General features: G+C 50.8%; 26 protein-coding genes. 19 read left to right on the forward strand and 7 right to left on the reverse strand.

Annotated features, from left to right (window positions below; all coding sequences use genetic code 11):
• Positions 1 to 283: 283 nt before the first annotated feature.
• From mnmG to AACQ93_RS00090, 18 genes are all read left to right on the forward strand, one after another.
• Entirely contained in the window at positions 284 to 2,173 is a 1,890-nt protein-coding gene (gene mnmG / locus AACQ93_RS00005; RefSeq protein ID WP_064601493.1) for a tRNA uridine-5-carboxymethylaminomethyl(34) synthesis enzyme MnmG, read from the forward strand.
• Positions 2,174 to 2,182: 9 nt separating this feature from the next.
• A complete protein-coding gene (gene rsmG / locus AACQ93_RS00010; RefSeq protein ID WP_007468726.1) occupies positions 2,183 to 2,803 on the forward strand; it encodes a 16S rRNA (guanine(527)-N(7))-methyltransferase RsmG in 621 nt (206 codons plus the stop codon).
• A 16-nt stretch (positions 2,804 to 2,819) separates the two neighbouring features.
• Positions 2,820 to 3,614, forward strand: a complete 795-nt coding sequence (locus AACQ93_RS00015; protein WP_007468728.1) for a ParA family protein — start codon at positions 2,820 to 2,822, stop codon at positions 3,612 to 3,614.
• 15 nt (positions 3,615 to 3,629) lie between these two features.
• Entirely contained in the window at positions 3,630 to 4,517 is an 888-nt protein-coding gene (locus AACQ93_RS00020; RefSeq protein ID WP_036801142.1) for a ParB/RepB/Spo0J family partition protein, read from the forward strand.
• A 180-nt stretch (positions 4,518 to 4,697) separates the two neighbouring features.
• Complete coding sequence (locus tag AACQ93_RS00025; RefSeq protein ID WP_007468731.1) at positions 4,698 to 5,087, forward strand: F0F1 ATP synthase subunit I; 390 nt, start codon at positions 4,698 to 4,700, stop codon at positions 5,085 to 5,087.
• A gap of 8 nt (positions 5,088 to 5,095) precedes the next feature.
• Positions 5,096 to 5,881 (forward strand): F0F1 ATP synthase subunit A, encoded by a 786-nt coding sequence (gene atpB, locus AACQ93_RS00030; RefSeq protein WP_007468733.1) that lies wholly within the window; start codon positions 5,096 to 5,098, stop codon positions 5,879 to 5,881.
• A gap of 66 nt (positions 5,882 to 5,947) precedes the next feature.
• Positions 5,948 to 6,205, forward strand: coding sequence for a F0F1 ATP synthase subunit C (gene atpE, locus AACQ93_RS00035; RefSeq protein WP_005302247.1), 258 nt, complete (start codon positions 5,948 to 5,950; stop codon positions 6,203 to 6,205).
• Positions 6,206 to 6,254: 49 nt separating this feature from the next.
• Positions 6,255 to 6,725, forward strand: coding sequence for a F0F1 ATP synthase subunit B (gene atpF, locus AACQ93_RS00040; protein WP_007468739.1), 471 nt, complete (start codon positions 6,255 to 6,257; stop codon positions 6,723 to 6,725).
• 16 nt (positions 6,726 to 6,741) lie between these two features.
• Positions 6,742 to 7,275 (forward strand): F0F1 ATP synthase subunit delta, encoded by a 534-nt coding sequence (gene atpH / locus AACQ93_RS00045; protein WP_064601494.1) that lies wholly within the window; start codon positions 6,742 to 6,744, stop codon positions 7,273 to 7,275.
• Positions 7,276 to 7,291: 16 nt separating this feature from the next.
• Positions 7,292 to 8,833 (forward strand): F0F1 ATP synthase subunit alpha, encoded by a 1,542-nt coding sequence (gene atpA, locus AACQ93_RS00050; protein ID WP_064601495.1) that lies wholly within the window; start codon positions 7,292 to 7,294, stop codon positions 8,831 to 8,833.
• Between the two features lie 44 nt (positions 8,834 to 8,877).
• Positions 8,878 to 9,744, forward strand: coding sequence for a F0F1 ATP synthase subunit gamma (gene atpG, locus AACQ93_RS00055; protein WP_007468745.1), 867 nt, complete (start codon positions 8,878 to 8,880; stop codon positions 9,742 to 9,744).
• A gap of 32 nt (positions 9,745 to 9,776) precedes the next feature.
• A complete protein-coding gene (gene atpD / locus AACQ93_RS00060; RefSeq protein WP_007468747.1) occupies positions 9,777 to 11,183 on the forward strand; it encodes a F0F1 ATP synthase subunit beta in 1,407 nt (468 codons plus the stop codon).
• Between the two features lie 17 nt (positions 11,184 to 11,200).
• The gene (locus tag AACQ93_RS00065; protein WP_007468760.1) at positions 11,201 to 11,623 is read left to right on the forward strand and encodes a F0F1 ATP synthase subunit epsilon; all 423 of its coding nucleotides are present in this window, start codon (positions 11,201 to 11,203) and stop codon (positions 11,621 to 11,623) included.
• 165 nt (positions 11,624 to 11,788) lie between these two features.
• On the forward strand, positions 11,789 to 13,147 hold the full coding sequence (gene glmU / locus AACQ93_RS00070) for a bifunctional UDP-N-acetylglucosamine diphosphorylase/glucosamine-1-phosphate N-acetyltransferase GlmU (RefSeq protein ID WP_064601496.1): 1,359 nt from the start codon (positions 11,789 to 11,791) through the stop codon (positions 13,145 to 13,147).
• A 182-nt stretch (positions 13,148 to 13,329) separates the two neighbouring features.
• Positions 13,330 to 14,097 carry a DeoR/GlpR family DNA-binding transcription regulator gene (locus AACQ93_RS00075; RefSeq protein WP_064601497.1) on the forward strand — a complete coding sequence of 256 codons (768 nt, stop codon included), beginning with the start codon at positions 13,330 to 13,332 and terminating at the stop codon, positions 14,095 to 14,097.
• Positions 14,098 to 14,116: 19 nt separating this feature from the next.
• Positions 14,117 to 15,952, forward strand: coding sequence for a glutamine--fructose-6-phosphate transaminase (isomerizing) (gene glmS / locus AACQ93_RS00080; protein WP_064601498.1), 1,836 nt, complete (start codon positions 14,117 to 14,119; stop codon positions 15,950 to 15,952).
• 296 nt (positions 15,953 to 16,248) lie between these two features.
• A complete protein-coding gene (locus AACQ93_RS00085; RefSeq protein WP_007471363.1) occupies positions 16,249 to 16,626 on the forward strand; it encodes a helix-turn-helix transcriptional regulator in 378 nt (125 codons plus the stop codon).
• Positions 16,627 to 16,875: 249 nt separating this feature from the next.
• A complete protein-coding gene (locus tag AACQ93_RS00090; protein ID WP_007471367.1) occupies positions 16,876 to 17,241 on the forward strand; it encodes a helix-turn-helix domain-containing protein in 366 nt (121 codons plus the stop codon).
• Positions 17,242 to 17,286: 45 nt separating this feature from the next.
• Here the strand turns inward: AACQ93_RS00090 and ilvA are convergent, their stop codons facing one another.
• Genes ilvA through ilvG form a run of 5 tightly spaced genes read right to left on the reverse strand, consistent with a single transcriptional unit; the run spans position 17,287 to position 23,603 of the window.
• Positions 17,287 to 18,840: a threonine ammonia-lyase, biosynthetic gene (gene ilvA / locus AACQ93_RS00095; protein WP_064606420.1), complete on the reverse strand. Its 1,554-nt coding sequence runs from the start codon at positions 18,838 to 18,840 to the stop codon at positions 17,287 to 17,289.
• A gap of 5 nt (positions 18,841 to 18,845) precedes the next feature.
• Positions 18,846 to 20,687, reverse strand: a complete 1,842-nt coding sequence (gene ilvD, locus AACQ93_RS00100; protein ID WP_007471371.1) for a dihydroxy-acid dehydratase — start codon at positions 20,685 to 20,687, stop codon at positions 18,846 to 18,848.
• Between the two features lie 59 nt (positions 20,688 to 20,746).
• Positions 20,747 to 21,685 (reverse strand): branched-chain amino acid transaminase, encoded by a 939-nt coding sequence (locus AACQ93_RS00105; RefSeq protein WP_007471373.1) that lies wholly within the window; start codon positions 21,683 to 21,685, stop codon positions 20,747 to 20,749.
• A 14-nt stretch (positions 21,686 to 21,699) separates the two neighbouring features.
• Positions 21,700 to 21,957 carry an acetolactate synthase 2 small subunit gene (ilvM, locus tag AACQ93_RS00110; RefSeq protein WP_007471375.1) on the reverse strand — a complete coding sequence of 86 codons (258 nt, stop codon included), beginning with the start codon at positions 21,955 to 21,957 and terminating at the stop codon, positions 21,700 to 21,702.
• 2 nt (positions 21,958 to 21,959) lie between these two features.
• Positions 21,960 to 23,603, reverse strand: a complete 1,644-nt coding sequence (ilvG, locus tag AACQ93_RS00115; protein ID WP_064601499.1) for an acetolactate synthase 2 catalytic subunit — start codon at positions 23,601 to 23,603, stop codon at positions 21,960 to 21,962.
• A 411-nt stretch (positions 23,604 to 24,014) separates the two neighbouring features.
• On the opposite strand from ilvG, the gene AACQ93_RS00120 reads away from it, so the two are divergent.
• On the forward strand, positions 24,015 to 25,547 hold the full coding sequence (locus tag AACQ93_RS00120; protein ID WP_064601500.1) for a YifB family Mg chelatase-like AAA ATPase: 1,533 nt from the start codon (positions 24,015 to 24,017) through the stop codon (positions 25,545 to 25,547).
• Positions 25,548 to 25,573: 26 nt separating this feature from the next.
• On the opposite strand, the gene AACQ93_RS00125 is transcribed toward AACQ93_RS00120, so the two are convergent.
• Positions 25,574 to 26,038 carry a DUF523 domain-containing protein gene (locus AACQ93_RS00125; RefSeq protein WP_064601501.1) on the reverse strand — a complete coding sequence of 155 codons (465 nt, stop codon included), beginning with the start codon at positions 26,036 to 26,038 and terminating at the stop codon, positions 25,574 to 25,576.
• A gap of 82 nt (positions 26,039 to 26,120) precedes the next feature.
• A complete protein-coding gene (locus AACQ93_RS00130; RefSeq protein WP_007471381.1) occupies positions 26,121 to 26,723 on the reverse strand; it encodes a DsbA family protein in 603 nt (200 codons plus the stop codon).
• Positions 26,724 to 26,728: the final 5 nt, after the last annotated feature.

The raw sequence follows: 26,728 nt of genomic DNA on the forward strand, positions 1-26,728 counted from the left end.
ATCCCAGCAAATCCCAACGAAGATCTATGCTGTTCCACAACTAATGATCCTCGCTAACCTCATGATCATTAGGATCATTTATCACTTATCCACACGATCGTGCGATCTATATAATAGATCTAACAGAAGATCTCTTTAAAAGATCTTATATATATTTAATTCTCACTTTTCTCTTGATCAAATGATCTTCAGGAAAGATTCTCTCTTTCCCAGAAAAAGGATAGAATGATCCACCTTTGCTCGTAGATAACTCACTGGCGATTTTCATACCTGAGGTAGTTTCATGTTTTACCAGGAAAATTTTGATGTCATCGTGGTTGGTGGTGGTCATGCCGGTACTGAAGCCGCATTATCCGCTGCCCGAATGGGACAAAAAACCCTTCTGCTGACGCACAATATTGATACGCTGGGGCAGATGTCATGTAACCCGGCAATTGGCGGGATCGGGAAAGGACACCTGGTTAAAGAAGTGGATGCCCTGGGTGGTTTGATGGCCCAGGCGATCGATAAGGGCGGGATCCAGTTCCGTACCCTGAACTCTTCAAAAGGCCCGGCGGTTCGTGCAACCCGTGCCCAGGCCGACCGCGCATTGTACAAGGCCGCTGTCCGTGAAAAACTGGAAAACCAGCCAAACCTGATGCTGTTTCAGCAATCCGTGGATGACTTGATCGTCGACAATGATCGTGTTGTCGGTGTGGTAACGGAAATGGGATTGAAGTTCCGCGCTAAAGCCGTGGTGCTGACTGTCGGTACCTTCCTTGGCGGTAAGATCCATATCGGTCTGGAAAACTACAGCGGTGGCCGCGCCGGGGATCCACCGTCGATCGCGCTTGCTAACCGACTTCGTGAACTGCCGTTCCGAGTTGATCGCCTGAAGACAGGCACACCACCACGTATTGATGCCCGTACTGTTGATTTCAGCCAGCTACAGGCGCAACATGGTGATAACCCGACCCCATTGTTCTCGTTTATGGGTAAATCGTCGGATCATCCGCGTCAGATCCCATGTTTTATTACTCACACCAATGAGCAGACTCATGACGTGATCCGTAATAACCTGGATCGCAGCCCAATGTACTCAGGTGTGATTGAAGGTATTGGTCCGCGCTACTGTCCGTCAATTGAAGACAAAGTGATGCGTTTTGCTGACAAGAACAGCCATCAGATTTTCATCGAGCCGGAAGGCCTGACAACGCATGAGCTTTACCCGAATGGTATTTCCACCAGTCTGCCGTTTGATGTGCAGATGCAGATCGTCCGTTCGATGAAGGGCTTTGAAAATGCCGCTATTGTGCGTCCGGGTTATGCAATTGAGTATGATTTCTTTGATCCGCGCGATCTGAAACAGACATTTGAGACCAAGTTTATCCACGGCCTGTTCTTTGCTGGTCAGATCAACGGCACCACAGGTTACGAAGAAGCTGCGGCTCAGGGCTTGCTCGCCGGTATGAACGCCGCATTGCTGTCACAAGACCGTGAAGGCTGGAGCCCACGTCGTGATCAGGCCTACATGGGGGTACTGATTGACGATCTGTCGACTATGGGCACCAAAGAGCCGTACCGCATGTTTACTTCCCGTGCCGAATACCGTCTGCTGCTGCGTGAAGACAACGCAGATTTGCGTTTGACCGAAATCGGTCGCGAGTTTGGTCTGGTTGACGATGAGCGCTGGGCGCGCTTCAACCAGAAGATCGAAAATATGGAGCAGGAACGCCAGCGTCTGAAAGACATCTGGATCACGCCGAACTCGGATCATGTCGAGGAGCTGAATAAGATCCTCAAGACACCGATCACCCGTGAAGCCAACGGTGAAGATCTTCTGCGTCGTCCGGAAGTGACTTATGAGCAGCTGACTGCAATTGAAGCTTTTGCTCCGGCCCACGATGATGCACAGGCGCGTGAGCAGGTGGAAATTCAGGTGAAATACCAGGGTTACATCGATCGCCAGAAAGACGAAGTCGAAAAATCCCTGCGTCATGAAAAAACCAAGCTACCATTGGATTTGGACTACAGCCTGGTGAAAGGCCTTTCTAACGAGGTGATCGCTAAACTGAACGATGCCAAGCCGGAAACCATCGGTATGGCGTCGCGTATCTCGGGCATTACCCCGGCAGCGATTTCACTGCTGCTGGTTTACCTGAAAAAACAAGGCATGCTGAAGAAAGGCGAATAGGAGTCATCAGTGAAACAGCGTTTGGCGCAGCTAATTGCGCAAACTGACCTTGAGGTCACAGAACAACAACTTGAGCAGCTGGTTGGCTATGTTGGCCTGCTGCATAAGTGGAACAAAGCGTATAATTTGACCTCTGTTCGCGATCCCGATGAGATGTTAGTGAAACATATCATGGATAGTATAGTGGTAAGCACTCACCTTCGCGGTGAGCGCTTTATCGATGTTGGTACCGGCCCTGGCCTGCCTGGCATCCCGCTGGCTATCATGAATCCGGACAAGGAATTTACCCTGCTAGATAGCCTGGGCAAACGGATCCGCTTTATCCGCCAGGTGATTTTCGAACTGAAGATCGGCAATGTCACCCCGGTACAGAGCCGGGTTGAAGAATTCCAGCCTGAGCAGGGCTTTGATGCCGTACTGAGCCGTGCCTTTGCATCAATGAACGATATGGTGTCCTGGTGCCATCATTTGCCGACGGAAGACGGCTGTTTTATGGCGCTTAAAGGACAATTTAATCAACAAGAAGTGGCAGAACTTCCAGAGTGGTGTTCTGTGAGCGAAGTCAAATCTTTGCAAGTCCCTGAGTTAGATGGTGAGCGTCATCTAGTAATCTTGACGGCAAAGGGTTAATTGATGAGGTTTTTTCGTGGGAAGAGTTATAGCTGTTGCTAACCAGAAAGGGGGCGTGGGTAAAACCACGACTTGCGTCAATCTTGCGGCATCACTGGCCGCTACACAGCGTAAGGTCCTGATTATCGATCTGGATCCGCAGGGAAATGCCACTATGGCCAGCGGCGTTGATAAATACCAGGTCGACGCGACAGCTTATGATCTTCTGGTCGAAGAAACCCCGTTCGACGAGGTGGTGATCTCAGAAACCACGGGCGGCTATCATCTGATTGCCGCCAATGGCGATGTGACCGCCGCCGAAATCAAACTCATGGAAGTCTTTGCTCGCGAAGTGCGCCTGCGTAATGCTTTAGAGGCAGTTCGTGATAACTATGATTTCATCTTTATCGATTGTCCTCCTGCATTAAACCTTCTTACAATCAACGCAATGACAGCTGCAGATTCTGTACTTGTCCCTATGCAGTGTGAATACTTTGCGCTGGAAGGCCTGACTGCCTTGATGGATACCATCAGTAAGCTGACTGCGGTGGTGAATGCCGATCTCAAGATTGAAGGTCTGCTGCGTACTATGTACGACCCGCGTAACCGGCTGGCGAACGAAGTGTCGCAACAGCTGAAAAAGCACTTTGGCGAGAAAGTCTACCGTACCGTGATTCCACGAAATGTCCGTCTGGCCGAGGCTCCGAGCCATGGTCGCCCGGCGATGTACTATGACAAGTATTCTAGCGGTGCTAAGGCTTACCTTGCGCTCGCCGGCGAGATTATCCGCCGTGATGAGATGGAGCGCAGTGCCGGTACCGTGGATGCATAAGGGTAAACAATGAACATGAGTAAGCGAGGCCTGGGTAAAGGCCTTGATGCGCTGCTGGCAACCAGCTCGGTAGCACAAGCAAAACAGAAAAGTGCCGACAAGGCACAAAGCCTGTCAGCCGAAGGACGGCTACAAGATTTATCGGTTCATATGCTGCAGCCTGGCCAGTTTCAACCCCGCAAAGATATGTCGGATGAAGCTCTGGCCGAGTTGACAGACTCCATCCGTGCCCAAGGGGTTATCCAACCGATTGTGGTACGGGAAATTGCACCGCAACAATTCGAGATCATTGCCGGCGAACGCCGCTGGCGAGCTGCTCGTCAAGCTGGGCTTCAGAAAGTCCCTTGTATCATTAAGGATGTGAATGACCGTGCCACGGTGGCGATTGCGCTGATTGAAAATATCCAGCGTGAGGATCTTAACGCCATTGAAGAGGCACAGGCACTGGAGCGACTGCAGAGTGAGTTTTCACTAACCCACCAGCAGGTCGCCGAAGCAGTCGGTAAGTCACGCACAACCGTGTCTAATCTACTTCGACTGAATCAACTGGCAGAGCCAGTAAAACGTATGGTTGAACAGCGTCAGCTGGAAATGGGCCATGCCCGTGCCCTGTTGGCTCTGGAAGGCGAAGCTCAATTTGAAGCGGCTCAGGCGGTTGTAGCAAAAATGTTAACCGTTCGCGATACAGAAAAGCTGGTCAAGAAGATGTTGACGCCGGCAGAACCCGCGAAGGTGAAAGCGGTAAATCCTGTGCTGGAAGCGGCTGAGAACCATCTCTGCGAACATTTTGGCACTCAAGTTGCGATTAGCCAGCAGAAAAATGGTAAAGGCAAAATCGTTTTCAGCTTTGACGAAGCCGACAAACTGAAGCAATTCATTGCAATGTTTGGTCATGAAATGTGACCCCTGTCGAACATATTTAATTGCAATGATGACAATGACGTGATCAGGTTATTGTGTTGTAAAATCTAACACTTTTTTTTAATGTGATTAGATTGCATTCAATCTGATCCACCGTATAATTTTCGCAGTTTTCCCAGCACGACGTTTGTGTGTAGTGGAACGGACTCGAGGAACGAATACATGGTATCGGCGCTAGTTAGACCGGGACGCCAATTGGCGAAAAGGTTGCTGTTACTTCAATCTGGCGTCGTTTTAACAACGGCAATTATGGCAGTGTTTGCTGTCAATGTTGACTGGGGAATCTCCGCACTACTCGGCGGCGGCATCTTTGTGATCGCCAATGCTGTCTTTGCTAAGTGTGCATTTCTGTTCAGCGGTGCCCGAAAGGCGCGGCTGATCATGGCGTCATTCTATGGCGGGGAAGTGCTGAAAATCCTCATTACGGTCATCCTTTTTGCTATTGTCTACCTGTATGTCGAGGTGGAACTTGTTCCCCTCAAACTGACCTATTTGCTGGCACTCGGTATTAATATCTTTGGGCCGGTTTTATTCATTAACAACAACAAATAGGATGAGTTATGGCTGCGCCAGGTGAAGCGCTAACGCCGTCAGGCTACATCACTCACCACCTGACAAACTTGTCAGTCGGTGAGGGATTCTGGACGGTTCATATAGACAGCCTGTTTTTCTCTGTCCTAACGGGATTGATCTTTCTAGGTCTTTTCCGCAAGGCAGCGAAAACAGCGACATCAGGAGTTCCAGGAAAGCTACAGTGTTTTGTGGAAATTATGGTTGAGTTCGTTGACGGTAGCGTTAAGGAAACCTTCCATGGCCGCAATAAGCTGATTGCCCCTCTGGCTCTGACCATTTTCTGTTGGATTATGCTGATGAATATCATGGACTTGGTGCCAATTGATTTTCTTCCGTATCCGGCGGAGCACTGGTTAGGTATTCCTTACCTTAAGGTAGTACCGAGTGCTGATGTCAACATCACCATGGCAATGGCGTTGGGTGTTTTTGCTTTGATGATCTACTACAGCATCAAAATCAAAGGCCTTGGCGGCTTTGCTAAAGAACTGGCTCTTCATCCGTTCAATCATCCGGTCATGATTCCGTTCAACCTACTTCTTGAAGTAGTTTCGCTGCTGGCGAAGCCTATTTCACTGGGTATGCGTTTGTTCGGTAACATGTTTGCTGGTGAGGTGGTGTTTATCCTTATCGCGGCACTGATGCCGTGGTGGGCTCAATGGCTAGGCTCGTTACCGTGGGCTATTTTCCACGTCCTGGTCATTACAATTCAATCATTCGTGTTTATGATGTTGACTATTGTGTACCTGTCTCAGGCGCATGAAGACAATCATTAGCGATATTTGTAAATTATTCTTTTTTTTACTGGCACTTTAGCCGACAACTATAAACTGGAGATAGTGATGGAAACTTTACTAAGCTTTTCTGCAATTGCCGTGGGCATCATTGTAGGTCTTGCTGCACTGGGTACAGCGATCGGCTTCGCACTTCTAGGTGGTAAATTCCTTGAAGGTGCTGCACGTCAACCAGAAATGGCTCCAATGCTGCAAGTTAAGATGTTCATCATTGCAGGTCTGCTTGATGCGGTTCCAATGATCGGTATCGTAATCGCTCTACTATTCACATTCGCAAACCCATTCGTTGGCCAACTAGCTGGTTAATTAAAAGAACGAACGGATCCCTAGCAACCCTTTCTAAGGAGATGCAGTTGTGAATATGAATGCAACTTTGCTGGGACAGGCAATCGCGTTTTTCCTATTCGTGGTGTTCTGCATGAAATATGTATGGCCACCAATCATGGAAGCGATTGAAGAACGTCAGAAGAAAATTGCTGACGGTTTGGCAGCCGCTGATCGTGCTGCCAAAGACCTGAACCTAGCGCAGGCGAATGCTTCTGATCAATTGAAAGAAGCAAAACGTACTGCAACTGAGATCGTAGAGCAAGCGAACAAGCGCAAAGCTCAGATCATTGACGAAGCGAAGACGGAAGCCTTAGCTGAGCGTGACAAAATTCTAGCCCAAGGTCTTGCTGAGATCGAAGCTGAACGTAACCGCGCACGTGATGATCTACGTAAACAAGTTGCAACTCTGGCTGTGATTGGTGCTGAGAAAATCATTGAGCGTTCTATTGATAAAGACGCTCATGCTGATCTTCTTAACAAAGTCACTGCAGAACTGTAATTAAAGGGGCAAGCACATGTCGGAAATGACTACTATCGCACGCCCCTACGCTAAAGCAGCCTTTGACTTTGCGGTTGAAAAAGGTGAGCTGGCCCAGTGGGCTGAAATGCTTGCCTTCACTGCCGAGGTAGCAAAAAACGACACTATCAAGGACATCCTTGATGGCGGTTTTGCTGCCGATAAACTGACTGAAATCTTTCTGTCAGTATGCGGTGAACAACTCAATGAGTTCGGCCAGAACTTGGTAAAAGTGATGGCAGAAAACGGACGTCTGAAAGTACTTCCTGCTGTTTGTGATGAGTTCCTGCTGCTGAAAAGCGAGCATGAGAAAACTATTGATGCCTTTGTAACCTCTTCGGTTGCCCTGGACGATAGCCAACTTGAAGCAATCAGCACGAAACTGGAAGAGCGTCTTGAACGTAAAGTGAAGCTGAACTGCAGTGTAGACGAGACCCTGATTGCCGGGGTTGTGATTAGAGCTGGAGACTTGATCATCGACAACTCAGTACGCGGTAAACTAAACCGCCTGAGCGATGCTTTGCAGTCTTGATTTGGGGAATTGGAGCATGCAACTTAATTCCACGGAAATTAGCGAACTGATCAAGCAGCGTATCGAGAAATTCGACGTTGCGAGTGAAGCGCGTAACGAAGGTACTATCGTATCAGTAAGCGATGGTATCATTCGTATCCATGGCCTTGCAGATGTAATGCAAGGTGAAATGATTGAAATCCCAGGTGGCCGTTATGCACTGGCACTGAACCTTGAGCGTGACTCGGTTGGTGCGGTTGTAATGGGTCCATATGCTGACCTTCAGGAAGGCATGAAAGTTACCGGTACTGGTCGTATCCTTGAAGTACCAGTAGGCCGCGCACTGCTAGGCCGTGTGGTAAACACCCTGGGTGAGCCTATCGATGGTAAAGGCCCGATTGAAACTGATACTTTCTCTCCTGTAGAAGTTATCGCACCGGGTGTAATCGACCGTAAATCTGTTGACCAGCCTGTACAGACTGGCTACAAAGCGGTTGACTCAATGGTGCCAATCGGCCGTGGTCAGCGTGAGCTGATCATCGGTGACCGCCAGACTGGTAAAACAGCAATGGCGATCGATGCCATCATTAACCAGAAAAACTCTGGTATCTACTCTGTTTACGTTGCTATCGGCCAGAAAGCGTCAACTATCGCTAACGTAGTGCGCAAACTGGAAGAGCACGGTGCACTGGAAAACACTATCGTTGTTGTCGCATCGGCTTCTGAAGCAGCTGCCCTGCAGTACCTGGCACCATACGCCGGTTGTGCAATGGGTGAATACTTCCGTGATCGCGGTGAAGATGCACTGATCGTATACGATGACCTGTCTAAGCAGGCTGTAGCTTACCGTCAGATCTCGTTACTGCTACGCCGTCCACCAGGTCGTGAAGCATTCCCAGGTGACGTATTCTACCTACACTCTCGTCTGCTAGAGCGTGCAGCTCGTGTAAACGAACACTACGTAGAGCATTTCACTAACGGTGAAGTGAAAGGTCAATCAGGTTCCCTGACTGCTCTTCCTATCATCGAAACCCAAGCGGGTGACGTATCGGCATTCGTACCGACCAACGTTATCTCTATTACCGATGGCCAGATCTTCCTGCAGACAGAGCTGTTCAACGCCGGTATCCGTCCAGCGGTTGACCCAGGTATCTCTGTATCTCGTGTAGGTGGTGCTGCGCAGACCAAGATCATGAAGAAACTGTCTGGTGGTATCCGTACCGCTCTTGCACAGTACCGTGAACTTGCGGCGTTTGCCCAGTTCTCTTCTGACCTTGATGATGCAACTAAGAAACAGCTTGATCACGGTCAGAAAGTAACTGAGCTGATGAAGCAGAAGCAGTACGCACCAATGTCTGTATTCGAGCAGAGCCTGGTTATTTTCGCTGCAGAAAAAGGCTACCTGGTCGATGTTGACCTGAGCAAGCTAGCTGATTTCGAAGCTGCGTTGCTTTCTTATGCCAAAGGTCACTATGCTGAGCTGATGGCTCAGGTTGATGAAGCGGGTGCTTGGAACGATGAAATCGAAACTCAGTTCGTGAAACTGGTTGAAGATTTCAAAGCTACCCAGACTTGGTAATTGGTTGGTGATCGTCCGCGATCACCTACTAACGGAGAGTAACGATGGCCGGCGCAAAAGAGATTCGTAACAAGATCGGTAGTGTTAAAAACACTCAGAAGATCACTAAAGCGATGGAGATGGTTGCCGCGTCGAAAATGCGTAAGACGCAAGACGCGATGGAATCATCACGCCCATACGCACAAACTATGCGCAAAGTGATCGGTCATATCGCCCTTGGTAGCCTTGAGTATAAGCATCCTTATCTTGAGGAACGCGAAGCCAAGCGCGTTGGTTACATCATTGTTTCTACTGACCGTGGCCTGTGTGGCGGCCTGAACATTAACCTGTTCAAGCAAGCCATTGCAGACATCAAATCATGGTCAGATCAGGGTGCTGAAGTTGAGATGGCGCTGGTTGGTGCCAAAGCGACAGCATTCTTTAACAGCTACGGCGGTAAAGTGGCGGCTCAAGTTTCCGGTTTGGGTGACAACCCATCGGTTGATGAGCTGATCGGTACTGTCGGCGTAATGCTGAAGAAATATGATGAAGGCCAATTGGATCGCCTGTACCTGGTTTACAACAAGTTTGTAAACACCATGGTTCAGGAACCAGTGATCGATCAATTGCTGCCTTTGCCTAAGTCTGATGACGAAGAAATGCAGCGCAACCACTCTTGGGACTACATTTATGAGCCCGAGCCAAAAGCCCTGCTGGATACCCTGTTGGTTCGCTACGCCGAATCTCAGGTTTACCAGGGTGTGGTCGAGAACCTTGCTTGTGAGCAGGCGGCCCGAATGGTTGCGATGAAAGCAGCAACAGATAATGCAGGTAACCTGATTAATGATCTGCAGCTTGTGTATAACAAGGCCCGTCAGGCCGCGATTACACAAGAGCTGTCAGAGATCGTTTCTGGTGCAGCTGCTGTTTAAGGCAAAGAATTTTTAAGTTTAGAGGATTAACGATGGCTACAGGTAAGATCGTACAGATCATCGGTGCGGTAGTCGACGTAGAGTTTCCACAGGACTCAGTACCACAGGTATACGACGCCCTACATGTTGATGCGAAAGAGAACGGCACGCTAGTGCTGGAAGTGCAGCAGCAGCTAGGTGGCGGTGTTGTTCGTGGTATCGCTATGGGTACTTCTGATGGCCTGCGTCGCGGTCTGTCTGTTGTGAACACAGGCAACCCAATTCAAGTTCCAGTTGGTACTGAAACACTAGGACGTATCGTAAACGTTCTGGGTCAGCCAATTGATGAGTGTGGCGATATCGGTGAGAAAGAGCGTTACTCTATTCACCGTGAAGCGCCAAGCTACGAAGATCAGTCAAACGCGACTGAGCTACTGGAAACAGGTGTTAAGGTTATCGACCTGATTTGTCCATTCGCTAAGGGTGGTAAAATCGGCCTGTTCGGTGGTGCGGGTGTAGGTAAGACCGTTAACATGATGGAACTTATCAACAACATCGCAATCCAGCACTCTGGTCTGTCAGTATTTGCCGGTGTTGGTGAGCGTACCCGTGAAGGTAACGACTTCTACTACGAGATGCAGGAAGCTGGCGTTGTTAACGTTGAGAAGCCTGAAGAATCTAAAGTAGCAATGGTTTACGGTCAGATGAACGAGCCACCAGGTAACCGTCTGCGTGTTGCTCTGACTGGCCTGACTATGGCTGAGAAGTTCCGTGATGAAGGCCGTGACGTATTGCTGTTCATCGATAACATCTACCGTTATACCCTTGCGGGTACAGAGGTATCGGCACTACTAGGCCGTATGCCTTCAGCGGTAGGTTACCAGCCAACTCTAGCAGAAGAGATGGGTGTTCTTCAGGAGCGTATTACCTCTACGAAGAGCGGTTCTATCACTTCTGTACAGGCGGTATACGTACCTGCGGATGACTTGACTGACCCATCACCGGCAACAACGTTTGCCCACCTTGATGCGACAGTTGTACTTTCTCGTCAGATCGCATCTCTGGGTCTGTACCCAGCGATCGACCCACTGGATTCAACATCTCGTATGCTTGATCCGCTAGTGGTTGGCCAGGAGCACTATGATATCGCACGTGGCGTTCAGAGTACTCTGCAGCGCTATAAAGAGCTGAAAGATATCATCGCAATCCTGGGTATGGACGAGCTGTCTGAAGAAGATAAGCAAACTGTATCTCGTGCACGTAAGATTGAACGTTTCCTGACTCAGCCTTACCACGTAGCAGAAGTCTTCACAGGTCAGCCTGGTATTTACGTACCGCTGAAAGATACGCTACGCAGCTTCAAAGGCCTTCTGGCTGGTGAATACGACGATATCCCAGAGCAGGCATTTATGTACTGCGGCGCGATTGAAGAAGTATTGGAAAAAGCTAAGAAGCTTTAAGCTGAGTAGGAGGCGACATGGCAGCGATAACCTTCCATCTAGACGTAGTAAGCGCAGAGAAAAAACTGTTCTCTGGTCGTGCTGAAAACGTTCAGGTGACCGGTAGCGAAGGTGAACTGGGTATTCACGCAGGACACACACCGCTGCTGACCGCTATCACGCCAGGTATGATTCGAATCGTTAAGCAACACGGTGAGGAAGAAGTTATCTATCTTTCTGGCGGTATGCTTGAAGTTCAGCCAGGTTCAGTAACTGTGCTGGCTGACACCGCAATCCGTGGTGAAGATTTGGATGCTGCCAAGGCGGAAGAAGCGAAACGTCAGGCTGAGGAGCGTATCCACAACCAGCATGGCGATATCGACTTTGCTCAAGCGGCCAGTGACCTGGCTAAAGCGATCGCTCAGCTTCGTGTTATCGAGCTGACGAAAAAAGCGCGTTAATCAGGCGCATGACGCAAAAAAGCGACCCACGGGTCGCTTTTTTTATGTCTGTTAAGCGAGTTATTACTTGCAAAAAATAAACGATTTCCCTTAAACCCCGGTTGCTGAACCGATACAATGCGGGGCAGTTATGAATAATCTATGCATCAAGAAGGATACCTTATCATGAGCTTCAGTGCTGTGATCCTGGCTGCGGGCAAAGGAACCCGTATGTACTCCAACCTTCCAAAGGTACTGCATACCCTGGCTGGCAAGCCAATGGTTAAACATGTGATTGATACCTGCAGCGGGCTGGGCGCGAATAATATCCACCTGGTTTACGGCCATGGTGGTGATCAGATGAAAGCGGCCCTGGAGCAGGAATCGGTAAACTGGATACTGCAGGCCGAGCAGCTGGGTACCGGTCATGCGGTGAATCAGGCATGTCCTGATTTGGCCGATGATGAAAAAGTGTTGATCCTGTACGGTGATGTGCCGCTGATCAGTGCTGAAACGCTGGACAACCTGCTTGATGCCCAGCCAGAAGGCGGTATTGCTCTTTTGACCGTGGTATTGGATGATCCGACTGGCTATGGCCGTATCGTTCGTCGTAACGGTCCGGTTGTCGCGATTGTTGAGCAGAAAGATGCAACTGAAGAGCAGAAGCTGATCAAAGAAATCAATACCGGTGTGATGGTCGCTAACGGTGGCGATCTGAAACGCTGGTTGGGACAGCTTAAAAATGACAATGCTCAGGGCGAATACTACCTGACAGATATTATTGCGATTGCCCACGAAGAAGGCCGTGCAGTAGAAGCTGTGCACCCGGCAAAAGCTATCGAAGTTGAAGGTGTGAACAACCGTATTCAGTTGGCAAAACTGGAGCGTGCTTATCAGGCAATGCAGGCTGAACGTCTGCTGGAGCAAGGCGTAATGTTGCGCGATCCTGCCCGTTTTGACCTGCGGGGTGAGCTGCAGTGCGGCCGTGACGTAGAGATTGATGTTAATGTGATTATCGAGGGCAGTGTTTCTCTTGGTGATAACGTGGTGATCGGTGCTGGCTCGGTACTGAAGGACTGTGAGATTGATGATAATACGCTGATCCGTCCGTACAGCGTAATTGAAGGGGCGACTGTCGGTGAAGACTGTACCGTTGGTCCGTTTACCCGCCTGCGTCCGGGCGCTGAGCTGGTGGGTGACTCCCATGTCGGCAACTTTGTGGAAATGAAGAAAGCCCGTTTGGGTCAGGGCTCTAAGGCTAACCACTTGACATACCTGGGTGACGCTGAAATTGGTGATCGAGTGAATATCGGTGCTGGTACTATCACTTGTAACTACGACGGTGCAAATAAGTTTAAGACTGAGATTGGCGATGATGTGTTTGTCGGTTCAGACACCCAGCTGATTGCGCCGGTGAAAGTAGCGAAAGGTGCAACTATCGGTGCCGGTGCGACCATTAACCGTGATGTGGGCGAAGGTGAGTTAGTGATCACTCGCGCTCCAGCTCGTACAGTCAAGGGCTGGAAACGTCCGGTGAAGAAGTAACATAGCTTACTGACACTTTTTAAAGGCAAGGGCTCTCCTTGCCTTTATTGTATCCGGGGAATATTGCTTCTTTCTTCTCCCTTCTTTTCTTTAGAAAATTAATTACACTACATTGATCATGAAAGTTTTGATCTGATAGTATTAGTTTCAGTTCGAAACTTAATGGTATCAGTTCGTAATAAATGTCAAAGCGAAACACCCAACAACGTCGCCATGCTATTGTGGCAATGGTGAATGAACAAGGCGAAGTCAGCGTTGATCAGCTGGCAAAGTTTTTCGCCACTTCTGAAGTGACTATTCGGAAAGACCTTGCTGCGCTGGAAAATACCGGTCAGTTATTGCGTCGTTATGGCGGAGCTGTGGCCATGCCGAGCGAAATTGTCGGCGATGTTGAAGAAAATGTTTCGGTTCGTAAGTTAGCTATCGCCAAAGCGGCTGCAGCCCGGATCAGGGATCATAACCGGATTATTATCGACAGTGGCAGCACCACTGCGAGCCTTATTAGCCTGCTGGGTGAGAAGCAGGGACTGATAGTGATGACTAACTCCCTCAATGTAGCCAATGCCCTCAATGAGCTTGAAAATGAGCCTACCCTGCTGATGACCGGCGGGACCTGGGACCCGCACTCTGAAGCATTCCAGGGGCAGGTCGCAGAATCCGTTTTGCGTTCGTATGATTTTGACCAGCTGTTTATCGGTGCCGACGGCATTGATATTGCACGCGGTACCACTACCTTTAATGAATTGGTTGGCCTTAGCCGGGTGATGGCTGAGGTATCCCGTGAAGTGGTGGTGATGGTGGAGTCAAGCAAAGTCGGCCGTAAGATCCCGAACTTGGAGCTGCCCTGGAGCAACATCCACACCCTGATCACGGATGATGGTTTGAGTGGCGAAGCAAAACAACAGATTGAACAGCACGGGGTACAGGTGATCTGTACCACGGCGGAATAAAATTTAGGAGAGACACAAAATGTGTGGAATTGTTGGTGCAGTAGCACAACGTGATGTGGCTGAAATTTTGGTAGAAGGCCTGCGTCGTCTGGAATACCGAGGTTATGACTCAGCCGGTGTAGCAGTGGTTGATGCTCAGAGCAATCTGCAGCGTGTTCGCCGCTTGGGTAAAGTTCAGGAACTTGCAGATGCGGTAGAAAGTTCACACCTGGTTGGCGGTACCGGTATTGCACACACTCGCTGGGCAACTCACGGTGAACCGTCTGAAGCCAATGCTCACCCGCATATGTCCGGTGAGAATATTGCCCTGGTTCACAACGGCATCATTGAAAACCATGAAGAACTGCGTGCAATGCTGATTGAGCGTGGTTATACATTTGTGTCTCAGACTGATACCGAAGTAATTGCTCACTTGGTTGAGTGGGAACTGCGCAGCGCTTCTACTCTGTTGGAAGCCGTGCAAAAGACCGTTGCTCAGCTGGAAGGTGCTTACGGTACGGTAGTGATGGATCGTCGTGATCCTGAGCGTGTGGTAGTGGCTCGTTCAGGCAGTCCACTGGTTATCGGTCTGGGTGTCGGCGAGAACTTCCTGGCATCAGATCAGCTGGCACTGCTGAACGTTACTCGTCGCTTTATCTTCCTGGAAGAAGGCGATGTAGCTGAAATTACCCGTCGTGAAGTGAACATCTTTGATGAAAAAGGCCAGGCTGTTGAGCGCGAAGTTCATGAGTCTAACCTGCAGCAGGATGCGGCTGACAAGGGCCAGTTCCGCCATTACATGCAAAAAGAAATTTACGAGCAGCCAGCGGCGCTGAGCAACACCATGGAAGGCCGTATCAGCAATGATTCTGTGATTGTTGAGAGCATTGGTAATGGTGCCAAAGATATCCTGGCTAATGTTGAGCACGTTCAGATCGTGGCTTGTGGTACTTCTTACAATGCCGGTATGGTCGCTCGTTACTGGTTTGAAGCCATGACTGGCGTAAGCTGTGATGTCGAGATTGCCTCTGAGTTCCGTTACCGCAAGTTTGTTACCCGTCCGAACAGCCTGCTGATCACCCTGTCGCAGTCTGGTGAAACCGCCGATACTCTGGCTGCGCTTCGTCTGGCAAAAGAAAAAGGCTACATGTCAGCGATGACGATCTGTAACGTTGCCGGTTCATCGTTGGTGCGTGAATCAGATTTGGCGTTTATGACCCGTGCCGGTACTGAAATCGGTGTGGCATCTACCAAAGCTTTCACAACCCAGCTAGTGACACTGCTGATGTTTGTAACTGCATTGGGTAAAGAGAAAGGCCTGATTGATGAAGCGAAAGAGAAAGAAATCGTTGCATCTCTGCACCAGCTACCGGTTCAGATTGAAAAAGCGCTGGCGTTCGACAAGCCTATCGAGCTACTGGCAGAAGACTTTGCTGACAAGCACCACGCTCTGTTCCTGGGCCGCGGTGAGTTCTACCCGATTGCGGTAGAAGCATCCCTGAAGCTGAAAGAGATCTCTTACATCCACGCAGAAGCTTATGCTGCTGGTGAACTAAAACACGGTCCGCTGGCACTGATTGATGCGGATATGCCGGTCATCGTTGTGGCACCGACTAACGACCTGCTGGAGAAGCTGAAGTCAAACATTGAAGAAGTTCGCGCCCGTGGTGGTCTGCTGTACGTCTTCGCCGATAGTGAAGCTGGCTTTGAAGAGAGTGAAGGCATGAAGATCATTACCATGCCGCGTGTTGATGACATTATCGCACCTATTTTCTACACCGTTCCTATGCAGCTGTTGTCTTACCATGTTGCACTGATCAAAGGTACCGACGTGGATCAGCCGCGTAACCTGGCTAAAGCGGTAACCGTTGAATAAGATATATTGAGTAAAGTCTCAATAATGAGAAAGGGCGCCGATTATGGCGCCTTTTGTCGTATTTGGAAGAGGAAAAGTCTACTCTCTAGACAATGATGACGCGTTTATTGCGAAATAAAAATATCAGCAGTTGTGTATTACGAACTGCGAATCAAAATACAAAATGAGGTGTAAGATTTCACCTTAAAGTATTGAAATATAATTGTTAATTTAGCTTTGTGAAAGTTGGCTCATGTTGTGCATCCTAGGAATGAAAGTTAGGCAGTCTTCATTAATACCTGTATTGGAGGTTAGACATGACAGATCCAAAAGCAAAAATTGCCGCTCGCATTAAGGAGGCCCGGGAGTGGAAGGGCCTGACCCAAGTCCACATGGCTCAGCAGCTCCGAGTTGCCAGGCAGACCTACCTTGATCTGGAAACCGGTAAAACAGAACCCAAAGTACGCTTACTGTCCGAAATTTCAGAAATTACTGAGCGTCCCCTCACCTGGTTTGTCTACGGTGATGAAGGGATCGAAATCCTTGAGAGTGAATACAAAGAAGAAATTGATCGTCTGCTGCAATACTTCAGTCGGCTTCCACATTCAGCTCGAAATGTTATTCTCCAGCAAAGTATTAACCTTGCCAGCTTTATGGCCGAGTACACCCGAGCGCTGACTCAAAAGGATAAGTAATCCGGTCAACTTATCGGTAAAGCAATGTATTGCATTGAACTTGTATGCAATTATTTACCCTTTTTGAATCAATTGTCTGCTTTGGCTGACATCAGTTGCTTTGTTTCACAAAAATTAAGTGAACGGTCGTGAACTTGTGCTTTTCTGTTGGATAATTTCCTGTTTTCTTTCGCTGTTGATGCCCTTTCTGCGCAATCGAAAAGCAAGAAAACAGGTTAATTTTGGTAACACTCAACAGATGGTGCATAAATGGAAAACTCAAAATCGCATATTGCAGCGAGGGTCCGAGATGCCAGAGAGTGGAAAGCGCTGTCTCAGGTTGCTATGGCTAAGCACCTTGATATGGCAAGGCAAACCTATCTAGATCTGGAATCAGGCAAAACCGAGCCAAGGGTGACTACCCTGGTCAAAATTGCAAAGATCACAGGCCGGCCGTTAGGCTGGTTTATTGAGCAGGATCTGATCCCCGATACCGTTGATGAGCATGATGATCTCCGCCACTTGGTTGATCTTTTTATCCAGGTGCCAGATAACGTCAGAGCGGAGTTGCTGGAGCATCATATTGGCCTGATGACGTGCTATATCGAGCAGTTAAAATTAATGAAGAACCCCTAAAAGAAAAGCAGCCATCGGCTGCTTTTCTCATTTATGTAGCGCTGCTTATTGAGCAAGGAAGAACTTATAGGCCGGGTTGTCGGTTTCGTCTTTCCAGTGATAGCCCAGTTCTCGCAAGTGGCTGGTAAAGGACAGCAAGTCTTTTTCTTCCAATTCAAAGCCACATAACACGCGACCGTAATCGGCACCGTGGTTGCGGTAATTAAACAGGCTGATGTTCCAATGGGTTCCCAATGTGTTGAGGAACTTGATCAATGCCCCCGGGTATTCCGGAAACTCAAAGCTGTATAACCTTTCTTTAAGTGGCTTTGGCGGTCGTCCGCCAATCATATAGCGGACGTGGACTTTGGCCATCTCGTCATCCGACAGGTCGACAACCGGATAACCGGCTTTGCGCAGATCCTGGATGATACCTTCCAGCTCTTCCTGTCCCTGCATCAGCCGTACCCCGACAAAAACATTTGCCAGCGTGTCATCGTTATAGCGGTAATTGAATTCGGTGACGGCCCGCCCTCCGAGGATATGGCAGAAATCAAGAAAAGCGCCGGGACGTTCCGGTATGGTGACGGCTAGCAGGCCTTCCCGCTTCTCACCCAGCTCACAGCGTTCCGAGACATAGCGCAGGCTGTGGAAGTTAAGATTGGCACCGGACAGGATTGCCGCCATCTGCTTATCTTTCAGCTGGTGTTGTTCAGCATATTTTTTAAGTCCTGCCAGCGACAGGGCACCGGACGGTTCGGCGATGGCCCGGGTGTCTTCGAAGATATCTTTTACCGCTGAGCAGATTTCATCGCTGCTCACCGTGATGACATCATCCAGATATTGCTGGCACAGGCGGAAGGTTTCAGCTCCAATCTGTTTCACCGCCACCCCGTCAGCAAACATCCCGACCTGACCGAGTGCGACCGGTTTGCCGGCATCCAGAGCGGCCTTTAGGCAGGCGGAATCTTCGGCTTCGACACCGATCACCTTGATTTCAGGCAGTAACTGCTTGAGTAACACAGAAACCCCTGCAGCCAGACCACCGCCTCCGACAGGGACAAAAACATAGTTGAGGTGGCCGTTTTGCTGTACCAGCTCAATGCCGATGGTGCCCTGCCCGGCAATCACTGACGGGTGATCGAAAGGCGGGATAAAGGTTAAGCCGTGCTGGCGGGCCAGCTCTTCGGCATGGGTCTTGGCTTCATCAAAGTTGCTACCATGCAGCACGACGTTACCACCAAAACTTCGAACGGCATCGACTTTGATATCCGGGGTTGTCCGGGGCATAACTATGGTGGCATTGACTCCGAGGTGCTTGCCCGACATGGCTAGCCCCTGGGCGTGATTCCCGGCTGAAGCCGCAATTACCCCGGCGCGGCGCTGGCTTTCGCTTAGCTGCGACATCATGTTATAGGCACCGCGCAGCTTGAAGGAGTGGACCGGCTGGCGGTCCTCTCGTTTGAGTTGAACATTATTGCCGATCCGGGCGCCGAGGCGCTCCATGGCCTGTAATGGGGTGACCTGAGCCACCTCGTATACCGGAGCCCGAAGAATATCGCGAAGGTAGTCGGCTCCGCTTAATAGCGCTACATCTTCGGCCCGTTTCACTTCGCTCATCATTCCTATCCTTCTAGCTTGGTTTTGTCACGGACAGCCCCTTTATCGGCGCTGGTGGCCAGGTTGGCATAAGCCCGCAGGGCAAATGACACGTCACGCTGGCGATCAACCGGTTTCCAGCCGCGCTGGTTGGCCGCTTCTCTACGGGTAGACAAGGTGGCTTCATCTACCTGAAGTGCAATCGAGCGGTTCGGGATATCAATGGCAATAATATCGCCGTCTTCGATCAGGCCGATGGTGCCGCCGTTAGCTGCCTCTGGGGAAACATGACCGATGGACAGGCCACTGGTACCTCCGGAGAAACGACCGTCGGTGATGAGCGCACACTCTTTGCCCAGCCCCATGGATTTGAGGTATGTGGTTGGGTACAGCATTTCCTGCATGCCTGGTCCGCCTTTCGGGCCTTCGTAGCGGATGATCACTACATCACCGGCTTTGACTTTGCCACCCAGAATCCCTTCTACTGCGGTTTCCTGGCTTTCGAATACGATAGCCGGGCCGGTAAAGGTCAGGCAGCTCTCATCTACTCCGGCGGTTTTGACGATACAGCCGTCAACGGCCATGTTGCCCGATAGCACAGCCAGACCACCGTCTTGGCTGTATGCATGTTCTTTACTGCGGATACAGCCGGATTGGCGATCGCTATCTAAGCTGTCCCAGCGGCAGTCCTGAGAAAAAGCCTCTGTGGTGCGGATGCCGGCAGGGCCTGCACGGTAGAAGCGCTTTACCTCTTCGGAATCAGTGGTAGCGACATCAAATTCGGCTAGTGTTTCGGTAAAGCTCTGGCCCAGGACGTTACGACTATCGCTGTGAAGCAGCCCGGCGCGGTTTAGCTCGGCCAGGATGCCGTAGACTCCGCCGGCACGGTGCACATCTTCCATATGATATTGCTGGGTTGACGGGGCTACTTTGCACAGGTGCGGTACCCTACGAGACATCCGATCGATGTCTTCCATGGTGAAATCCACCTCGCCTTCCTGAGCCGCAGCCAGCAGGTGAAGGACGGTATTGGTTGAGCCCCCCATCGCGATATCTAGCGCCATGGCATTTTCAAAGGCTTGTTTGGTGGCGATATTGCGTGGCAGGGCGCTAGCATCATCCTGCTCGTAATAACGCTTGGTTAGTTCGACGATACGTTTGCCTGCATTCAGAAACAGCTGTTTGCGGTCGGCATGGGTTGCCAGTAGTGAACCGTTACCCGGCTGGCTCAGGCCCAGTGCTTCAGTCAGGCAATTCATCGAGTTAGCGGTAAACATGCCCGAGCAGGAGCCGCATGTCGGGCAGGCAGAGCGTTCGATCTGCTCGCTTTGTTCATCGGATACCGTCGGATCGGCACCCTGGATCATGGCGTCAACCAGATCCAGCTTGATGATCTTATCGGACAGCTTGGTTTTGCCCGCTTCCATTGGGCCGCCGGAAACAAAAATGACCGGGATATTGAGGCGCATTGAAGCCATCAGCATTCCCGGGGTGATTTTGTCACAGTTGGAGATACAAACCATGGCATCGGCACAGTGGGCATTGACCATGTACTCGACCGAGTCGGCGATCAGTTCACGGGAAGGCAGTGAATACAGCATCCCGCCGTGGCCCATGGCTATACCGTCATCCACCGCAATGGTGTTGAACTCTTTGGCGATCCCGCCTGCGGCTTCTATTTCCCTGGCAACCAGCTGGCCCAGATCTTTCAGGTGAACATGGCCGGGAACAAACTGAGTGAAAGAGTTAACCACGGCAATAATCGGCTTGCCGAAATCTTCTTCCTTCACACCTGTGGCGCGCCACAGGGCACGGGCACCAGCCATATTACGGCCGTGGGTTGTGGTAGCTGAACGGTACTTGGGCATATCTAATTCCTTTTATCGGCGGCCCGGGGCCAGTCCCGTGCCGCGGTAATGAGTGTGTTTTACTGAGCTGATTCCGGGTATACCGGATCGAGCCAGCCCCACTTGTCTTCGGTCTGGCCGTTGAACAGGCCGAAGAAGGTTGACTGGATGTGTTCGGTGATCGGGCCGCGTTTGCCTTCGCCGACAGTGATCTGATCGACGCTGCGCACCGGCACAATTTCTGCTGCTGTTCCTGTCATGAATACTTCGTCGGCCAGGTACAGGGCTTCGCGGGCAATGTTTTCTTCACGGATTTCGTAGCCCAGTTCTTTGGCAAGAGTCACGATGGAGTCGCGGGTGATCCCCGGCAGGATAGCGCTGGTGGCCGGCGGGGTGGAAATCACACCGTTGCGCACGACAAAGATATTTTCCCCTGCTCCTTCGGACAGGTAACCGCGGACATCCAAGGCAATACCTTCAGCATAGCCGTGGCGGCGGGCTTCGCCACCGACCAGCAGGGATGACAGGTAGTTACCGCCGGCTTTGGCGGCAGTCGGAATGGTATTTGGCGCAGCGCGGTTCCAGCTTGAAATCATGGCATCGACGCCATTGGCTAGGGCTTCTTCGCCAAGGTATGAACCCCAGGAGAATGCGGCAATGATCAGGTCCATTTCTGTTTCCGGCGGCGGGCAGACACCAAGGCCGACATTCGGAACATAGCCCAGCGGGCGGATATAGGCTGAAGAAAGCTTGTTAGCGCGCAGGGTCTCGCGGCAGGCTTCCATCAGTTCATCAACAGAATAAGGGATCGGAAAACGGTAGATTTTGGCGGAGTCTTTCAGGCGTGCCATGTGCTCTTGATGGCGGAACACAACCGGGCCGTTCGGAGTTTCATAACAGCGGATCCCTTCAAAGACAGAAGTGCCGTAATGCATCGCGTGGGTCAGTACGTGTACTTTGGCATCTTGCCATGGAACTAGCTCACCATTGAACCAAATGTAATCAGCGGTATTTGCCATTTTATAATCCTTTTTTATGCAGTTGCTTGTTGTTTTTGCTGCTGTAGTACTTCCACTCCAGTGACATCCCATAGTTTGTCCAGCTGTTGTGACAGGTTGGCAATCGGGCGTTCACTGCTAACGGTTACTTCTATATCTATAGATTGGTTATCGTCACTTTGCGTCATATTAAAGTGTTTTACCATGAATCCGCGGTGGCGGGTGATGCGTAAAACGCGCTCTAACAGTTCCGGGCGGCAGGCTGCCTGTATCGCTAAGGTGTGCTGGTTCATGCTTAGTTCTCCATCATATCTTGGTTGGCAGCCCCTGGCGGAACCAGTGGCCAGACGTTCTCTTCCTCTGAGATAGCAACATGCAGCAGGTAAGCTGTTTTGCTCTCTAACATGGTTTGCAGTGCCGGCTCCACTTCCTCTTTGCGGGTAATGGTTTGACCCGGGATACCGAAGGCACTGGCAAGGGTGATGAAATCCGGGTTATCCGACAGGTTGGTTTCACTGTAGCGACCGTCGAAAAACAGCTCCTGCCATTGGCGAACCATCCCCAGGCGCTGGTTATCCAGCAGGATGATTTTGACTGGCAGTTGGCGGCGGCGAATCGTGCCCAGCTCCTGAACGTTCATCATGAATGAGCCGTCACCGGAAACCAGAACCACCTGATCTTCAGGGCGGGCCAGTTTGGCACCTATGGCTGCTGGCAGGCCGAAGCCCATGGTGCCGAGACCTGCTGAGGTCAGGTAGTTTTCCGGACGGCGGTGGCTGACGTGCTGGGCCACCCACATCTGATGCTGGCCGACATCTGTCGCGATGATGGTGGAATCATCGATCATGTCCGACAGTTGCTTCAGCAGCAGCGGGGCATAGATAGCTTCACCCGGATGGTCGTAACGCCAGCCGTGGGCCTGTTTCAGTTCTTGTACCTGTTCGCGCCAGGCAGTAACTGATTTTTCCTGGGCCAGTAGTGGTAGCAGTTGGTTCAGGTCGCCGCGTAGCGCCGCATCCGGTTGGCGCAGTTTGCCGAACTCCGCGGCATCTATATCCATGTGGATGACTTTGGCATCCGGGGCAAAGGTATCGAGTTTGCCGGTTACTCTGTCATCGAATCGTGCGCCGACAGCGATTAAAAGATCGGATTGCTGAACGGCCAAGTTAGCCGCTTTGGTTCCGTGCATACCCAGCATACCCAGGAAATAAGGGTGGCTGGCATCAACAGAGCCTAGTCCTTTCAGGGTGGAAACTGACGGGATATTGGTCACAGCCAGAAATTCACGCACAGTATCTACCGCACCTGCCAATGGTACCCCGCCACCGACATACAGCATCGGTTTGCGGCTTTCTGCCAGTAAGGCCCGGGCTTTGCTCAGTTCAGTTTCATCCACGGCCGGGTATTCAGGAGCAAGCTGGAGCGGCTGGACAGGGGTATCGACGGTGGCTAACTGAACATCTTTGGCGATATCAACCAGCACAGGTCCGGGGCGGCCGCTGGTGGCAACGGTAAATGCTTCAGCAAGAACCGATGCCAGCTCTTCGTGGCGGGTAACTAGGTAGCTGTGCTTGGTACATGAAAGGGACATGCCTAGAATATCGACTTCCTGAAAAGCATCTGTGCCGATCAGCGGGCTGGCAACCTGGCCGGTGATGGCAACCACAGGAACAGAGTCGAGCATGGCATCCGCCAGCCCGGTGATGAGGTTTGTGGCACCCGGCCCTGATGTGGCCAGGCAGACACCGATGCCGCTGGTGGCGCGGGCATAGCCGATGGCAGCCATGGCTGCGCCCTGCTCGTGGCGGCACAGGATGTGGTCGACACCGCCGTCATACAGAGCATCATAGATTGGCATTATGGCACCACCCGGGTAGCCAAATACCGTAGAGATCCCCTGCTGCTGCAGCGCTGTAACAACTAATTCTGCTCCTGTCATCGCTGCTCCCTTCCTTGCTTGCGATTTGCTGACATAGTTTCTGGTGGTTATGTCGGCATATTTTCGAATTATGTGTAAAAAAAAGCCCCCGGACCGGTTGGGTGCGGGGGCTTTCTTGCGTGTGTTGTGTTTGTCGCTATTTTACGCCTGCCAGCCCCTCTCGCGGTGAAATAATCACCACGATGACGTTGATAATGAGAGAGATAGCTTTAGCGTTAAATGGCATTTTCTGACTGTCTTAATTTATTGTTTATTTGTTGCTCTTTTTAGAGTTAACACAGACATGGCTCGCATGACAAGTAAAAACTTCAGAATAATTTTCAGGGAATCTGCATAACGGCAATCAATATGATATCGATTTGATATTATTTTATCCGTTCATTGGATGATAATTCACAAGGAAAGGACAGGATGACTCTTGCAATAGTTCACAGCCGGGCTTGTGTTGGTGTAGATGCGCCACCGGTGACCGTTGAGGTCCACATCAGTAACGGAATGCCAGCATTAACTTTAGTGGGCCTGCCGGAAACCACCGTCAAAGAAGCGCGGGATCGGGTGCGCAGTGCGATTGTTAATGCTAATTTTGAATTTCCGTCTCGGCGGATCACTGTCAATTTAGCTCCGGCTGATTTGCCCAAAGAAGGGGGGCGTTTTGACCTACCGATTGCATTAGGTATCTTGGCAGCGTCCGGGCAGATACCGACAAATAAGCTACAAGATTATGAATTTTTAGGGGAGTTGGCGCTTTCTGGGGATTTACGGCCGGTGAAAGGCGCCCTGCCCGCAGCACTGGCTGCCAAACAGGCCGGGCGTTGTTTGATCGCCCCGAATGCAAACGGTGATCAGTTGGCACTGGTCGGTCGGGGTATCCATAAATCAGCTCAGGATTTGTTGGCTGTATGTGGTCAGTTATGCGGGCAACAACAGCTGGAACTTTATTGTCGTAGTCAACAACAGACAGAGACAAATCCCTCCGGATCTGAGCGTGATATGCAGGACATTATCGGCCAGCAGCAAGGGAAACGGGCGCTGGAAATCGCCGCAGCCGGCGGACATAACCTGTTGTTTATCGGCCCGCCGGGAACCGGTAAAACCATGCTGGCGTCGCGGTTGTGTGACCTGCTGCCGGAGATGAGTGTTGAAGAAGCGTTGGAGACAGCGGCTGTGACTTCACTGACCCAGCAGAGCCTGCATGAGGGGAACTGGCGGCAACGGCCGTTCCGGACGCCACATCATTCCAGTTCTATGGCGGCGCTGGTGGGTGGCGGTTCGATCCCCCGGCCCGGAGAGATTTCACTGGCCCACAACGGCGTGTTGTTTCTTGATGAAATGCCGGAGTTTGAACGTAAAACACTCGACTCGCTGCGTGAGCCGCTGGAGTCTGGGGAGATAGTGATTTCCCGCGCCTCCAGCAAAACCTGTTTTCCGGCGCGGTTTCAGTTGATCGGGGCGCTAAATCCCAGTCCGACTGGATACTATGAAGGAAATCAGAGCCGGACTAATCCTCAGGCTATTTTGCGCTATCTCGGGCGCTTGTCCGGACCTTTGCTCGATCGTTTTGATATGTCGATAGAAATTCCGGCCTTGCCGCGGGGCACTTTAGCCGAAGGTGGCGATCGGGGCGAACCGAGTACGGTGATCCGCCAGCGGGTATTTCAGGCCCGGCAGGATATGCAGGCCCGAAGCGGTAAGGTTAATGCCCTGCTCTCAACCCGGGAACTGGATCGCTATTGCGAGTTGCAAAAGGCAGATGCTGAATTTCTTGAAAACGCCCTGCACCAGCTTGGGCTGTCGATCCGTGCCTATCACCGTATTATCAAAGTTGCCAGAACAATTGCGGATCTGTCTGGCTGTGAGCAAATAGAACGGGGACATCTGGCCGAGGCGCTGGGCTACCGCGCCATGGATCGGTTGATGAAGCAGCTGACGGCTCAGATGATCTAGTTACAGGAGTCCGCATGCAGTGCGTTTCAATATTCCGATGTTGTTAAGGCTTTGGCCAGCTCGTCGATTTGGCTTTCATTGAAGACTTTTACCCCTAATAGCTTTAGGGCTGAGGTGGTTTTCCCTTCTCCCGGAATTTTGGTGCCGTTGAATTGGCCGTCATAAATCGCATGGCTTCCACATGAAGGGCTGTTTTCTTTCAGAAGGGCCAATTTGATTTTGTGCTGGCGACAAAGTACAGCGGCTTCTTCTGCGCCGCAATTGAATGCTGTGGTCACATCGTTACCATCAACGGTCAGGATTGTGCCGTCAGCCTGAATTTCTGCTGGTGGGCGCGGAGTGGCTAAGCCGCCGCTGACTTCGGGGCAAACCACGACCAGCCTGCCTTGCTGTTTCCATTGTTGAAGCTGAGGGTGGGCAAGAAAGTTATCTTTGCCGTCATAACGAACAGCCTTGCCATACAAGCAGGCACTGATCAGTATTTTTTCCACCTTTATATCCTTTAGTATCTGGTCAGTCTGACAGACAAAAAAGAAGGGCCGCTTGGGCCCTTACTCTTTATTGATAATAATCTTACTTTTTCAGCAAGTAGTTAACCAGCTCAAAGTACTCATCCATCGACTTGATTTTGTCTGTCTTTAGCAGGTACTTGTTGTTGATGATCAGTGCCGGTACACCGGAAAGGCCGCTGTCCTGGAAGGCTTTGTTGAAACGGTTGACCATGGAATTAACCGCAAAGCTGTTGAACGCACCGTCGAAGTCTTTGGCATCGACGCCTTCGTCGATAAAGATCTGGCGGATTTCCTGATCGTTGCGCGGTGGTTTCTGCATGGTGTGGATGCGGGTGAACATCACTGGCAGAATTTTGTCTTCAACGCCAAGGACTACTGACGTGGCGTAGGCTTTGCTCATGGATTTACCCATCGGGCCGCCCATGAAGGAAACATGGTTCTTCTGCAGTTTGGCATTGTCTGGCAGTGTCTTTTTCAGAGCTCGGATTGTTGATTCAAACCGGAAACAGTGCGGACAGTAAAATGAGAAAAACTCGGTGACCAGAGGGCTGCTGGACTTTGGTGTATCCAGTACCTTGTAGTAGTCACCTTCAGTAAATTTTGCCGCCTGAACTGAAAAGGACAGTAAGACGACGCTTGCTAGCGCAAAGAGTTTCTTAAACATGTTTC

This window comes from Photobacterium sp. J15 (assembly GCF_963870815.1).
GTDB classification, from domain to species: Bacteria; Pseudomonadota; Gammaproteobacteria; order Enterobacterales; family Vibrionaceae; genus Photobacterium; species Photobacterium marinum.